Annotated in this window: 12 protein-coding genes and 1 pseudogene; 1 reads left to right on the top strand and 12 read right to left on the bottom strand. The window is 62.9% G+C overall.

The window, feature by feature from the left end; all coding sequences use genetic code 11:
• The first annotated feature begins 190 nt into the window (after positions 1-190).
• Entirely contained in the window at positions 191-724 is a 534-nt protein-coding gene (locus ACFYOW_RS44980) for a nuclear transport factor 2 family protein (RefSeq protein WP_387297489.1), read from the top strand.
• A gap of 560 nt (positions 725-1,284) precedes the next feature.
• On the opposite strand, the gene ACFYOW_RS44975 is transcribed toward ACFYOW_RS44980, so the two are convergent.
• The 12 genes and pseudogenes from ACFYOW_RS44975 to ACFYOW_RS44920 form a co-directional block, all read right to left on the bottom strand.
• The gene (locus tag ACFYOW_RS44975; RefSeq protein WP_387297487.1) at positions 1,285-1,707 is read right to left on the bottom strand and encodes an SDR family NAD(P)-dependent oxidoreductase; all 423 of its coding nucleotides are present in this window, start codon (positions 1,705-1,707) and stop codon (positions 1,285-1,287) included.
• 116 nt (positions 1,708-1,823) lie between these two features.
• The gene (locus ACFYOW_RS44970) at positions 1,824-2,414 is read right to left on the bottom strand and encodes an ATP/GTP-binding protein (protein ID WP_387297485.1); all 591 of its coding nucleotides are present in this window, start codon (positions 2,412-2,414) and stop codon (positions 1,824-1,826) included.
• Complete coding sequence (locus ACFYOW_RS44965; RefSeq protein WP_387297483.1) at positions 2,411-2,836, bottom strand: roadblock/LC7 domain-containing protein; 426 nt, start codon at positions 2,834-2,836, stop codon at positions 2,411-2,413. The genes ACFYOW_RS44970 and ACFYOW_RS44965 overlap by 4 nt, the downstream gene beginning before the upstream one ends.
• A 42-nt stretch (positions 2,837-2,878) precedes the next feature.
• Entirely contained in the window at positions 2,879-3,631 is a 753-nt protein-coding gene (locus ACFYOW_RS44960) for an enoyl-CoA hydratase-related protein (protein ID WP_387297481.1), read from the bottom strand.
• Positions 3,628-5,973, bottom strand: a complete 2,346-nt coding sequence (locus ACFYOW_RS44955; RefSeq protein WP_387297499.1) for a nitrate- and nitrite sensing domain-containing protein — start codon at positions 5,971-5,973, stop codon at positions 3,628-3,630. The genes ACFYOW_RS44960 and ACFYOW_RS44955 overlap by 4 nt, the downstream gene beginning before the upstream one ends.
• A gap of 145 nt (positions 5,974-6,118) precedes the next feature.
• Complete coding sequence (locus ACFYOW_RS44950; protein ID WP_387297479.1) at positions 6,119-7,456, bottom strand: MFS transporter; 1,338 nt, start codon at positions 7,454-7,456, stop codon at positions 6,119-6,121.
• Positions 7,457-7,570: 114 nt separating this feature from the next.
• Positions 7,571-8,377: an SDR family NAD(P)-dependent oxidoreductase gene (locus ACFYOW_RS44945; protein WP_387297477.1), complete on the bottom strand. Its 807-nt coding sequence runs from the start codon at positions 8,375-8,377 to the stop codon at positions 7,571-7,573.
• 139 nt (positions 8,378-8,516) lie between these two features.
• Positions 8,517-9,056: an alpha/beta hydrolase fold domain-containing protein gene (locus ACFYOW_RS44940; RefSeq protein WP_387297475.1), complete on the bottom strand. Its 540-nt coding sequence runs from the start codon at positions 9,054-9,056 to the stop codon at positions 8,517-8,519.
• 373 nt (positions 9,057-9,429) lie between these two features.
• Entirely contained in the window at positions 9,430-10,179 is a 750-nt protein-coding gene (locus ACFYOW_RS44935) for an SDR family oxidoreductase (RefSeq protein WP_387297473.1), read from the bottom strand.
• A 45-nt stretch (positions 10,180-10,224) separates the two neighbouring features.
• Positions 10,225-10,967, bottom strand: a pseudogene (locus ACFYOW_RS44930) (SDR family oxidoreductase).
• Positions 10,964-12,184, bottom strand: coding sequence for an NADH:flavin oxidoreductase (locus ACFYOW_RS44925; protein WP_387297497.1), 1,221 nt, complete (start codon positions 12,182-12,184; stop codon positions 10,964-10,966). The pseudogene ACFYOW_RS44930 and the gene ACFYOW_RS44925 overlap by 4 nt, the downstream one beginning before the upstream one ends.
• 11 nt (positions 12,185-12,195) lie before the next feature.
• Positions 12,196-12,774: a TetR family transcriptional regulator gene (locus tag ACFYOW_RS44920; protein ID WP_387297471.1), complete on the bottom strand. Its 579-nt coding sequence runs from the start codon at positions 12,772-12,774 to the stop codon at positions 12,196-12,198.
• Between the last annotated feature and the right edge of the window lie 136 nt (positions 12,775-12,910).

The raw sequence follows: 12,910 nt of genomic DNA, 5'->3' as shown, positions 1-12,910 counted from the left end.
CACCGCACTCACAGCCACCAGCAGCATCTACATCGGAATCATCAGCGCCGCAATGCGATTGCTGAACCGCTGCACCGAAAGTGTGCCAGAGCCACTTTCTCATGGCCACGGACACCGAACATAAGTCGCGCCGTTCCGCTCACCGGACGATCGCCGCATGAGTGCTTGTGGGCGTTGGGAGGGTAATCACATGACTGACATTTGGACTGTCCGAGAGTTGGAAGATGCCTTCGCATTACATGCGGATACGGTAGCCGCTGCGGCCGAATCTGGGGATTGGGAGCCGTTCGTGCAGCTATTCCTGCCGGAGGCCATCTATATCGATCCGATGCAGGGCATCATGCGGGGCCATGCGGAGATACGGCCCTGGGTCACCGCCACACTCGGGACATTCCCCGGTTCTGCGATGCGCTACCCCGAAGCCTGGCATCTGCTCGATCTAAAGGATGGGCGCATCGTTTGCGAACTGCGCAACGTACTGCGGGATCCGGGCGACGGCGGCTCGTACGAAGAGAACAACATCAGCATTCTCGACTACGCGGGCGACGGGCGGTTCCGCTGTGAGCGTGACATCTACGATTCGCCCACGATGATCAGGCTGATCGAGTCCTGGGGTCGCCGCTGCTTCGAACTCGGAAGCCTGACCAGCGATGAGCAGTCGTGGTTCGCCGCCGCTTACCCCCACATCTTGGAGCAGCAGTCGAACGCCGCACCCGGTATGTGATCGGTTGGACTGCACCGGCTGTACGGAGCAGCCGGTATTCCGATAGATGGAACGTTGCAGTGGACCAGTTCGCGAACTGGCCTACCGTACGGAATCTGCGGATTGTCTCCCCCATCGGATCCGGGTGGCTATGGCTGGAGGTTTCAGTGTTTTCCGAGCGCGCATTCTTCTCGTTTATCGAACTGACCGAACCGCATCCGCACCGCGAGTACAACGAATGGCACCAGTTGGATCATCGTCCCGAGAATCTGCTCCTGCCGGGCGTTGCCTGGGGGGATAGATGGGCGCGGCCTGCTGGATACTCCGATTTGGGGACATCGTGTGCCGATCTGGCTGGAACCGACTACATGGCGATGTATTGGTTCCGTCCGCCCTATGCCGAAAGTATCGCGGAGTGGAACAAGCTGGGGGAGGATTCTTTCCAGTGGGGCCGCGGTCCGTTGTTGCCGGTGTGCAAAGACATCTGCTGGCGTTCTGGACGCCAGTTAAGGGATATGTGGCGCCGCGAGTGCGGGTGTCCGCCGAGGCGCTGCCGTTTCGTCCCAACCGCGGGCTGTACGTCACCTTGAGTCAGTTTGCCAACCCACATAGCGCTGGCACTCATGAGCAGTTCCGCTGGCAGGACCAGGTGCGAATTCCGCTTGCTCGTCGGACTTAGATTCGACGCGCGAGACAGTCATTCCGCTGGAGGCGTTATTGACCAGGATATCGATCCGTCCGTAGGTATCGACAGTGGCGGCGACGGCAGCCTCAACCTGTGCTCGTTCGGTCACGTCGGTGGGCAGATGCAGGCCGCCGACTCGATTGGCTGTTGCCTCTCCAGAGCCGCGGTCGGCCAACACGACCTGCGCACCCTCCTCGGAGAACCGGCGGACGATTCCCTCGCCGATCCCCGCCCCACCGCCGGTCACCAGTGCCACTCGGCCCTGCAGGCTCGCGCTCAACTGTCCCCTCTCATTGTGCTCGTCGATCTCTCGGGACATCTCTACCAAGACAAGCTACTCGCCGATCTGTCCGATTCCGGCCACTGAAAGGAGCAATACGACGTTCACCTCCCCTGCCAGCGGACGTCTGACGACACTGGGCGGACGCCGCAGACTCAGTGGAGCGCGGCATCCGCTCGGTAGATCAAGTATTCGACCAAGTTGACCAGAATATCCTTACTCGAGTCGCGCCTACGGACATCGCAGAGATGCACCGGCGTATGCGGTTCGAGATCGAGTGCGTCGCGAACCTGCTCGACCGAATACCTCGGTGCGTTATCGAAGCAGTTCACGCCGACGATGAACGGAATCCCGCGGTTCTCGAAGAAGTCGACGGCAGCGAAGGAACTTTCGAGGCGCCGAGTGTCAGTGAGCACTACAGCACCGAGCGTGCCCACCGAGAGTTCATCCCAGAGGAACCAGAATCGATCCTGACCGGGCGTGCCGAACAGATAGAGCACCAATGTGTGGTCGATCGTGATGCGGCCGAAGTCCAGAGCCACTGTGGTGGTCTTCTTATCTTCCACACCTACCAGATCATCTACTCCGGCACTGAGTTCGGTGATCAGCTCTTCGGTGTGCAGCGGCGTGATTTCGCTGATCGAGGACACCATGGTGGTCTTGCCAACGCCGAAGCCACCTGCGATGAGGATCTTCACCGACATGGCGAGCTGATCCGGCGTAACGGGTTTGGGGTTGAGTATCATGGCCGTTCCGGATCCACCCGATGTAGTTCACCGGTTCGCTTGTCGACCGACATGTGGGTTCCGACGCTCTGCACTGCCTGGTTCATCTCGTACGCAATCATGCCCATATGTGCGGTCTCCGCCGCGAGTAACGCGATGCAGGCGTTGTCACCCGCCGACGTTACGAACAGGAACGCGTGGTCGAGTTCGATGACGGTTTGCCGAGCCCGCCCAACGCCGAAATGACTTCCAGCGCTGCGTGCGAGGCTTTGGAGTGTTGATGACATAGCACTGAAACGCTCCGCGTTGTCTCGGTCGATGGACGTTGATCGGGCGAGCAGTAGCCCGTCGGTCGATAGCAGCACGGCATAGTGCACACCGACCAGCCGCGTCACGAGGTCGTCAAGGAGCCAGTCGAGGTTACCGGAAGCGGAGGTAGTCACCGTCGCACTTTCTTGTGTAGTTGTTGTCGCGGCCAACGGAACTCACACGCCCGTCCAGCGCGGTACCCGCTTCTCCGCGAAGGCGGTTGCGCCCTCTTTCGCATCTGCGCTGCGCAGCACTCGCGCTGTAGCCGGGGCAAGCTCCTGCGGCGTCGCTCCCGACGCCTGCGCCAGCATCAGTTCCTTTGTGATTCGCAGCGCCAGAGGACCGTTCCGGGATATCAGTCCCGCGAGTTCGAGTGCTTCCGCTAGCAGCTGCGCGGCCGGGACGACCCGGTTCACCAGTCCGAGCTCGAAAGCACGTGCGGCGTTGATGCTCTCGCCGGTGAGCCCCAGTTCCAGTGCGACAGCCAGCGGTATGCGCCGCGGCAGGTTTGTGCCGCCACCTACTGCGACCAAGCCACGTTTGACTTCGGGAAGTCCAAAGGTCGCGTGCTCGGCCGCCACCGCGAGGTCGCAGGCGAGCATTAACTCGAATCCACCAGCCAGTGCGGCGCCGTTGATCGCGGCGATAACCGGCTTCGGGAAGGTTCGCTGAGTGATCGACTCCAAGCCCGGGCGGCTATCGTCGGATAGCGACGCACCCGACGCAAACGCCCGTAGATCCATCCCCGCACAGAACGCTCGATCTCCTGCGCCCGTCAGGACAACTGCATGCACATCCGTGTCTTCCTCGGCAAACTGCAGAGCTGAACCGATCCCGGCGATCGTGTTGGCGTCCAATGCATTGCGTACCTCGGGTCGGTTGATCGTGACGACCGCGATCGCACCGTGTCGCTTGACGAAGACTGTCACCCGTCTTCTCCTTCGGATCGTGCACGGTATTCGTTGAAAACCGTGGAATCGTTGTCAGGACTGGCATGACGGCCCTGTTTGGTGCCAGCCTCAATGGCGGAGAACAGGTCCCGGGCCTGTTCGGCGGAGCGTTCCGGCCGAGGTGTATTCGGCAGCTGGTGCTGACCGCTATGTGTGGGGTCATGTGCCAGCTGCGGAGCAAGACTGCTCTGCCGGCGGCGCCGCGGCAGTGGCGGTCGGCTGTCCGGGGCTTCGGTGTCAGTGAGGCCGGAGAACCAACCGGCGGACGCAGCGGGGGTGGCTGCGGTAGACGGAGCTGGGGACGGTTCGGGAAGTATCGTTGCGGCGTCGCTTAGCGGTTCGGGCTCGACGATTCCGGCTGGTCGAACATACCGCCGTGGCCCAGACCTGTCGGGTCCGAACGTTGAGTACGGCTTGGCGGTTGACTGCGGTGAGTCGTGCGGCTCACTCGACAAAGGGGGCGAAGTGCGCGATGCCGTGTCTGGTGTGACGAGGTCTGTCGGTATCAATACGATCGCGCGTACGCCGCCGTAGTCGGATTCGGAGAGACGTACCGAGATGCTGTTACGGGCAGCCAATTTCGCGACGACGAACAGACCGAGTCGGGAGTCGCTGGAAAGGGTCGCGACACTGAAGTCAGGTGCATCGCGCAGCATGTCATTGCGTTCGGCAAGTTCCGCATCTGTCATACCCAAGCCTTGATCACTGATTTCGATCGCAACCCCGCGTCCCACAACCGTGGCGCGAACTTCGACGCGCGCCTCCGGTGGCGAGAAGGCCGTCGCGTTGTCCATGAGCTCGGCCAACAGGTGGATAAGGTCGGCGATCACGGTGCCGACAATATGAACGTCGGCTAGGTGCGCCGTGTGAATCCTCGTGTACTCCAGGGTTTCCGCCATCGCCCCGCGGACTACTTCGGATAGGGGGACCGGGTTGCGCCATTGGCGGCCCGGTTGTTCGCCGCCGAGGATGATGAGGTTCTCGGCGTTGCGCCGGGCGCGAGTCGCCAAATGATCCAGTTGGAACAAAGTCTGTAGATGGACCGGATCCTCCAAAGCGCGTTCGGCTCGGTCCAGGATCTCCAACTGACGATGGGCCACGAGCTGACTACGGTGCGCGATATTGAGGAACACCGAGTTGACGCCTTCGCGGGTTTTCGCTTCGGCTACAGCAGCGGACACCGCGACCTGCTCCGCACGGCTGAAAGCCGCTGCAACGTGGCCGATTTCATCGTCCGCATGGTCGATGTGAGCCATTTCGGTGTCGAGGTCGACCGGCGTGCCGTCATGGAGGCGGCGGATGATGTCGGGTAGCTGCTCATCGGCGAGTTCGAGGGTGTCGCGACGTAGTTGGACCAAACGTGCGATGAACCGATTGGCCAGGGCGACGGCCGCGGCGAATGCGGCTATGGCAACCAGCAAGGCGCCGCCGCCGCCGATTATCGAGTTCGTGGCAGTTCGCTCGCCGGCGTCCGTCGCGGATTGCTGAGCTTGGACGCTCTGTGCCCGCCACAAATCCAGCAGGGCCGTGCTGACCGTTGCAGCAGCCCCTTGCCAGGCGGCGAAATTGAGTGGGGGTGCGACCGGCTTGTCGCTCGGAGACGGCAGGCCACGCTGAATGATGGCGTCCGCCACGGTGTTCGAGTCACGCCAAGCCGTGTTGCTGGTCAGCACCCGCAGTTGTTCTTGCAGGCCTTCGTTGAGCTCGGGGGCGATCTCGTCGATTGTGCTGCGGTAGAGACCGACCTGGCGGCTGTATTCAATCAAGTTGTCGCCGACCCATCCGATGCCGTTGAAGGCGGTGACGGCCAGCGCGGTGCTCCGTGACATAGCTTCCTGGGCCCGGAACAAAGTGATCGCAGAGGTGAGTGCCACCGCCGTAGCGGCGTCAGGCGCGGCCTTCGCGGCGACCAGAGAACCCGCAGTCACAACGTCGACAGCCTGGTTGTAGAAATCGTACGCCTCGGCGGCAGGCAACTGCGCCGCATCTGCCCGACTCCGCACCGCTGGGATCTGGCTGAGTAGCGCTTTGGATGTCGCCATTCTGTCGTTGAACGCGTCCGGCGCCAATTCCGCGAGGGCATCGCCGACTGCAGCCATCGACTGCAGCGTCGAATCGACGCGCTGGCGTGCGATACGGAGTTCGTTGACATGTTGTTCGCCATCCGAAAGCGCGGATAGCGTCAACTGCCGTTCTTGCTGGATGGCCTCAACCATCGTGATCGTGGGCGCGGTGGCCTGACTGGCCCGATCGGCCCAATTCTTTGCCTGCTGACCGTTGTTCACAAGGAAAACAGCAGCACCGACTCCCGCGGCCAACATCGTCACGCTCGGAATAAGAGCGATGGCCAATATACGGCCCCGAACACCGAGCCTGGCTTTGAACACCTCGCAAAAATAGGCGACAGATCCGGACGATAATCCCCGAGATTCCAATGAGTGGACGGGTAGTCCGAACCGGCAGTGGTCACTCGGATGTGGGGATAGCCGCGGCCGGGTCCTTGCCCGAGATATCTGCCAAATCGCTGCCGGTTGTTTCGCTGATCTGCCGAATCGCGACGATCGTCACCGCCCCACAGCAGATCGCCAAAACTACCAACGGTGTGCTGCGCAGGTTGTCGCCGAGTAGGCTGCTCGCGAACAACGGGGTGAAACCAGCACCGATGAGCGCGGCCAGTTGGTAGCCCATAGAGGCGCCGGTATAGCGGACATTCGTGCTGAACATCTCCGAAAGAAGTGCTCCTAGTGGGGCATACATCGCCGATTGCACTAACTGACCGAGGACCATCGCAGTGACGAGCCTGGGCGTGGAGACCGAATCGATCAGTGCGTAAAAGGGAAATGCGTAGATGATTATCCCGATGGCCCCGGCAAGGATGACTGTGCGACGGCCGACCAGGTCGGAGATTGCCGAAAACAGCGGGATGGTCAGCAGCGCTGTTGCGGACGAAAACAACTGCCCGGTCATGACATTCGATGTTTCGTATCCGATCCCCGTCGCGTACGTGATCATGTAGGTGCTGATCAATGCGGTCAGCGCGAAAGGGCCGATACCGACCGCGCACGCCAGGATCAAGTTGCATGGTCGGCGCAGCACGCTCGCCAGGGGGATTTGACCAGGTCGCACCGACGAAGCCTGTTGGAAGACCGGACTTTCGGTGACTCCGAGGCGGATGTAGAGGCCTGCGACGAGCAGTAGTGCACTGAACAGGAAAGGTATCCGCCAACCCCAGGACAGCAACGCGTCCTTCGGCAACCATGTGACGACAGTGACGACTGCTGTAGACAGCAGGAATCCTAACGGGGATCCCATCTGCATCACACCATTCCACGAGCCACGACGCTCCCGACCCGAATGCTCGGTGACCATGAGCGTCGCCCCGCCCCATTCACCGCCGATCGCGACACCCTGCACAACACGCAACAACACGAGCAGAGCCGGTGCCGTGACACCAATCTGGTGGTACGGCGGCAGCACACCGATCAGGAAGCTCGCTACACCCATCAGAGTCATCGTCAGCACCAGCATCCTCTTGCGGCCGATGCGATCGCCGAAGTGCCCGAAGATGATCCCACCTATCGGCCGCGCCGCATATCCCGCCGCAAGGGTTCCGAACGCAGCGATTGTGGCCAACGCTGGGTCGGAGTTGGGGAAGAACACCTGGCGGAAGACCAGTGCCGTCATGGTGGCGTACAGCAGAAAGTCGTAATACTCGATTGCTGTCCCGAGCAGGCTCGATAGGGCGACTCGGCCTAAGACACGCCTATCAGGTCGAGTTGCGTCCGCGGATGAGGTTGCGGCCATGGGTAACTCCTGTCTCGCACGGAATTCGGCGATACCTGATTACCGCCCGCAAACCTCGTCCTGCGTGCCGTCTTCTGCTCACTGGAACGGGGTCGGCCAAAGGGCCGACATACGTCACATATGCGAACCGCCGTCGACGCGCACCTCGGTGCCGGTGATGAAGTAGGCATCGGGAGAACCAAGCATCGCGACTACCGCGGCCACGGCATCTGGCTGGGCGAAAATCGCTCCGTTGGGCAGCGGCAGCATGGGAGCAGTTTTGCCGAACAGGGCGAAGTTCGTGTCCGAAGGCAGGCCGGGACCGACGCTCGACTTGGATTCGCCGGTTCCGTCGGTCATTCCGGAGGAGATCGAGCCCGGCTGCACGGAATTGAATCGGATGCCGTCCTTGCTGAACTCCATAGCCAGCGCATGGGTCATGGACTGAATACCGCCCTTGGATGCGGCATAAGCAGACATATACGGGTGTGAGAAGTTCGCGGACGTCGAACTGAAGTTCACGACTGCGGGCCCATTGCCTTGGCGCAGCGCAGGGATCGCTTCCCTGGTTACGAGGAAAGTTCCGACGAGATTGACCCGAAGGACCTTCTCGAAGTCGGCGAGAGTGGTCTCCACGAAATGCGCCGAGCGCAGGATGCCTGCGACATTGACGAGAGTGTCCAGTCCGCCGAGTGTCCGGACCGCCTCGGCCACAGCGGCTTTCACCGATTCCTCATCGCCGACGTCGATGAGGATCGTAGTGAGCCGATCGGCGTAGGCATCGGCCTTGGCGACGGTGTCCTTCAATCCCGGCTCGCTGATATCGGCCGCGACGACGCGTCCACCCTCTTCGAGAATGCGCAGCACGGTGGCCTGTCCGATGCCGGAGCCTCCACCGGTGATGAGGACACGGCGGTCGGTATAGCGCTGCAGAGATGCCATAGATGATGCTCCTGTTCTGGATGTGGGGATGGCGATGCTCGAGGTGTTCTTCGAGCCTGCCGATTAGTGCATGGCGTCGAGGCAGAAGTTCCAGTCACCGATACACCTCAGGCCAGTTGGTATTTCTGCGGAAGCGCTGTTATGGGGTGGAGGCGGAGGTGAACCACGCCGCGGCGGTGTCTATGGTTCGCCGGAATTCTGGCCGTGCGGGACGATTGAGGTGACCATGCGATGTGCCCGGCTCGTATATGGCCTGCACCGGCCGGTCATGCTCGAGCAACTCGCGAGCGAACTCTTCTCCAGAGGCGCGCAGAGTATCGCGATCGGAGTTGATAATGAGGGTCGGCGGAAAGCCGGTGAGGTCGGAACCGCCAGGTAGGGCTCGAGCCAACCGTTCCATGTGGTCGGCGCCAACGTAGTTCTTTGCCATCCATTGTACCGAAGCTCGGGTGACGGTTCCGACCCGGCGCAGGCCGCGTACTCGCCGCCGCAGGTCTTCCCCGAGTGGTGGTAGTTCGGCATGCAGCAGCGGGTAGGCGAGGAAAATTCCCGCCACCGCCGACTTATCGGTCCGTAACCGCAAGGCCAACGCTGTGGCGATTGCGCCGCCCGCGCTCGCGCCGCCGGCGAACAGATCGGGACGCGTCGACCGATTCGGGGCCAATAGCCGCGAAGTCACAGCGTGGGGTCAGCCGTTCAGCCTCAGTTGAGTCGCAATCGACCGGTGCGTGCTGCGGGCAACCGCAGACCGCATCGTGACCATGTCAGGTCCTCCGGATATCGCTCACCCGCCAAAGGCATGCATTGACGTGATCTTCACGTCGGCGTCGAAGGTCAGCACGTCGGTCGGTTCCCCCTCGAGCGCCTGCCCGGAAACTTCAGTGCGCACTCGGAAATGGAATGTCGCACGGTCCCCCGCTATGCGCAGAGTCAGTAGTTCGGTGTGCCGACGGACAGACTCGAGACCGGAATAGAACTCGCGCAGGCCGACCCGCCAGCGCTGCACGCCCGGCGGCGCTGGCGGGTCGGCCCCATGGGACAGTGCTCCCGAATCAGCCGAAGGTGGATCCCGCTGTCATGCCGCCATCGACGACGTACTCCGCGCCATTGCAGTAGCTGGATTCGGTACTGGCCAGGAAGACAACGAGACTGGTCACCTCCGCAGGGAGACCCAGACGAGCCAGCGTGTTCTCGGCGCGATCGACGGTGACGTCACCGGCCATCGCGCCGATCATCGGGGTGAGGATGCCGCCCGGGTGGACCGAATTGACGCGCACACCGTGCGGGGCCAGCTCCAGCGCAGCCGATTTCGTCAGCCCGCGGACACCGAATTTCGATGCCGTGTAGGCGTGCATGCCGGCGACGCCCTGGATTCCGGCGGCCGAGGATATGTTGACCACCGACGATGGCCTGGCCGCGACCAGCGCGCCCCGGGCCGCGGTCAGGCCGAGGAACGCACCGGTGAGATTGACGGCCAGCATCTGCTGCCACTGCTTCTCGGTGTAGGCGCCCAGCGGGCCGCCGTCCAGGATGCCCGCATTGTTCACCAGCACGTCCAGCTTGCCGAAGCGCTGCACCGTCGCGGCGACGGCGGCCTCCCAGTCGTCGGAGCGGGTGACGTCGAGGTGGACGTAGGCGGCTCGGTCGCCGAGTTCCTCCGTAAGCCGCGCTCCGGCCTCATCCGCGATGTCGCCGATCATGACCGATGCGCCCTCATCGGCGAAGGCCCGGGCATGGGAAGCGCCCATGCCCGACGCTGCACCGCTGATCAAGGCGACCCGTCCGGACAACCGTCCCGTCATAGTCGATTTCCTCCGTGGAAATTACAGTTGAGTCTCACGTCCGGATCATCCGAACGACTTGTGCGGTACGCCGACGATAAGGCCGCCGTCGATGATGTGTTCGGCGCTAGTGGTGTAACTGGATTCGTCGCTGGCCAGGTAGACAACGAGATTCGCGACCTCACTTGCGTCGGCGGCGCGCCCGAGGGGATCTGCAGGAAGTCCTCCGGGATGCCCTGGGTGATTGGTGTGCGCACCATGCCCGGGTGCACCGAATTCACGCGAATGTTGTACTGGGCCAGTTCAAGTGCGGCCGACTTGGTCAGGCCGCGCACCGCGAATTTGGTGGCGGTGTAGCCATGCATTCCCGCGCTGCCGCGCAAACCCTCCACCGACGAGATGTTGATGATCGAGCCGCCGCCGGCGTCCATCATGGCCTTGGCCGATGCCTGGATGCCGAGGAAGGTTCCGGTCAGGTTGATGTCGATGATCTGCTGCCAGGCCGTCAGCTCGAAATCGACGATGGTGCTGCCGTTGAAGAGTTCGGTGGGTTGATCAGTACGGTCAACCCACCGAACTCTTCGACGGCAGTACGCACGGCGCGCTTCCAGCTGTCCGGGTCGGTGACGTCGAGATGAGTGAAGCGGGCCGCCTCACCCAATTCGGCCGTCAGCGCCTTGCCTACGGCTTCGAGTAGATCTCCGATGACGACGCGGGCACCATGTTCGACCAGGGCTCGCGCATGGGCCGCGCCCATCCCGCGCGCCACCGCTGATCAGGACAACTTTGCCCGCGACTCGTTCACTCATGCTTGCACCTGCGACTTTCCGTTGACGACCGGCAGCGATTCGGCGATCACCGGGCTGCCGAGCCGGTAGAGGCACTTGGTGCCGGTGTAGATGGTGGGCATGCATTCGTTGCAGTGGATGCACGCCGAACGAGTGGCGGCCTCGGATTGAATGCGGTGCAACAGATTCGGTTCGCGCAGCAACGCACGACCCATGGCGACGAAATCGAAGCCTTCGGTCATGGCCAGCCGCATGGTGTCCAGATTGGTGATGCCGCCCAACAGGATCAGCGGCATGGACAGCTCACGTCGGAAGTGACGGGCCCGCTCCAGTAGGTATGCCTCCTGATACGGGTACTCCTTGAGGAACGAGCGGCCCACTGCGCGGAAGCCCCAACGCGCGGGGACCGGAAGCACTTTCGCGAACGACCGGCGCGGAGCGTCGCCGTGGAACAGCAGCATCGGGTTCAGCAGCGAACTTCCCGCGGTCAATTCCAGGGCGTCCAACGCGCCGTCGGCCTCCAGCCATGCTGCCACCTGCAGTGACTCCGGGACCGTCAGGCCGCCGCGGACACCGTCCTCCATGTTCAGTTTGGCCGTCACCGCCAGCCGATCGCCGACGGCTTCCCTGACCGCCAGGGCGATTTCGCGCGCCAGGCGCGCCCGCTTCTCGGCGGTGCCGCCGTAACCGTCGGTGCGCCGGTTGAGCCGCGGGCTCAGGAACGAACTCGTCAGATAGTTGTGACCGAAATGGATTTCGAGCGCGTCGAATCCGGACTCCTCGGCCAGTCGCGCCGCATTGGCATGCGCGGCAACCAGTTCCGGGATCTCATGCTCCTTGGGCACCGCCATGGGCCTCATCCCCAGCGGGCTGAACATCCGGCTCGGCGCCAAAGCTGGATAGCCGTTGGAGGCCGCGTTGGCCACCGGACCCGCATGCCCGATCTGCGCATTGGCCGCCGCGCCTTCGGCGTGCACGGCATCGGTGAGCCGCCGCAGACCGGCGACAGCCTCCGGGCGCATCCAGATCTGATGCCGGTCGGTGCGACCACCGGGTGCGACCGCGCAGTAGGCGACGGTCGTCATGCCGACGCCGCCGGCCGCGACTTCGCGGTGGAAGGCGATCAGTTCCTCGGTCACCAGCGCCTCAGGAGTGCGTCCCTCGAACGTCGCCGCCTTGATCACCCTGTTGCGCAATGTCAGCGGGCCAAGTCTGGCCGGCGCGAAGACCATGCTCATTTCCGTACTTGTCATTTCTTCTCTTTCGACGGGGCGGTCAAACCGGCCACCACGAATCCCCGCAACGCGGCGACGGCCGCCTGCGACATCTCCCGCTCCTGCGACTCGGCACCCCCGAAGCGCATGATGATCAGATCGAAAGCCAGTGCCCAGCGGCGGCGGCTCTCGGCCTCACTCAGCTCCGGCAGCAGCCCCACCCAGGAAGTCATCCGGAACCAACGCTGGCTCCACAGCACCGGGTGCCGGCCCAGCACGAACTGAGCCAGCAGCCGTAAATGCAAGCGGCCCACCGGATCATCGGCCAACGCCACGAACGGTTCCAGCACCGCATCGACCACGTCGCCCACAGAGCCGCGCTGGTCGGTCACCACCGCCAGCCGGTCGGCCCACAGCGGCCCCAGCCGGTCTTCGAGCAGCGCCGCGACCAGTGCGTCTTTGGACCCGAAGTGGTAATGCACCGCAGCCGGATTGGCGCCGGCCTCCGCGCAGATCGCACGCACCGACACCTCGTCGTAGCGCTCGGTCAGCAACAATCGCTCGGCCGCAGCGAGCAGACGACCACGCGTGCCCGCCGAAAGCTTCTCTGCCATGAACCACAGCAAACCATGCCTCAATCAGTTTTTCAATCATTGATTTAATCAATGAGATAGGTGGGGTTTCGCCCGGTACCCGAGTGCTCGATGTCGCTCGAGAACGGCACGAGGCCTTGCCAATCCACGAGCCCTC

This window comes from Nocardia sp. NPDC006982 (genome assembly GCF_042869435.1).
In the GTDB taxonomy this organism is placed as follows: Bacteria; Actinomycetota; Actinomycetes; order Mycobacteriales; family Mycobacteriaceae; genus Nocardia.
The sequence above is the reverse complement of the archived record's forward strand: the minus strand, read 5'-3'. Positions and strand labels throughout refer to the sequence as shown.

Excerpts from the sequence above, each read along its gene's own strand:
- ACFYOW_RS44980 (WP_387297489.1), top strand. The coding sequence starts at position 191 with ATGACTGACATTTGGACTGTCCGAGAGTTGGAAGATGCCTTCGCATTA.
- ACFYOW_RS44975 (WP_387297487.1), bottom strand. The coding sequence starts at position 1,707 with ATGTCCCGAGAGATCGACGAGCACAATGAGAGGGGACAGTTGAGCGCG.
- ACFYOW_RS44970 (WP_387297485.1), bottom strand. The coding sequence starts at position 2,414 with ATGATACTCAACCCCAAACCCGTTACGCCGGATCAGCTCGCCATGTCG.
- ACFYOW_RS44955 (WP_387297499.1), bottom strand. The coding sequence starts at position 5,973 with ATGTTGGCCGCGGGAGTCGGTGCTGCTGTTTTCCTTGTGAACAACGGT.
- ACFYOW_RS44950 (WP_387297479.1), bottom strand. The coding sequence starts at position 7,456 with ATGGCCGCAACCTCATCCGCGGACGCAACTCGACCTGATAGGCGTGTC.
- ACFYOW_RS44945 (WP_387297477.1), bottom strand. The coding sequence starts at position 8,377 with ATGGCATCTCTGCAGCGCTATACCGACCGCCGTGTCCTCATCACCGGT.
- ACFYOW_RS44935 (WP_387297473.1), bottom strand. The coding sequence starts at position 10,179 with ATGACGGGACGGTTGTCCGGACGGGTCGCCTTGATCAGCGGTGCAGCG.
- ACFYOW_RS44925 (WP_387297497.1), bottom strand. The coding sequence starts at position 12,184 with ATGAGCATGGTCTTCGCGCCGGCCAGACTTGGCCCGCTGACATTGCGC.
- ACFYOW_RS44920 (WP_387297471.1), bottom strand. The coding sequence starts at position 12,774 with ATGGCAGAGAAGCTTTCGGCGGGCACGCGTGGTCGTCTGCTCGCTGCG.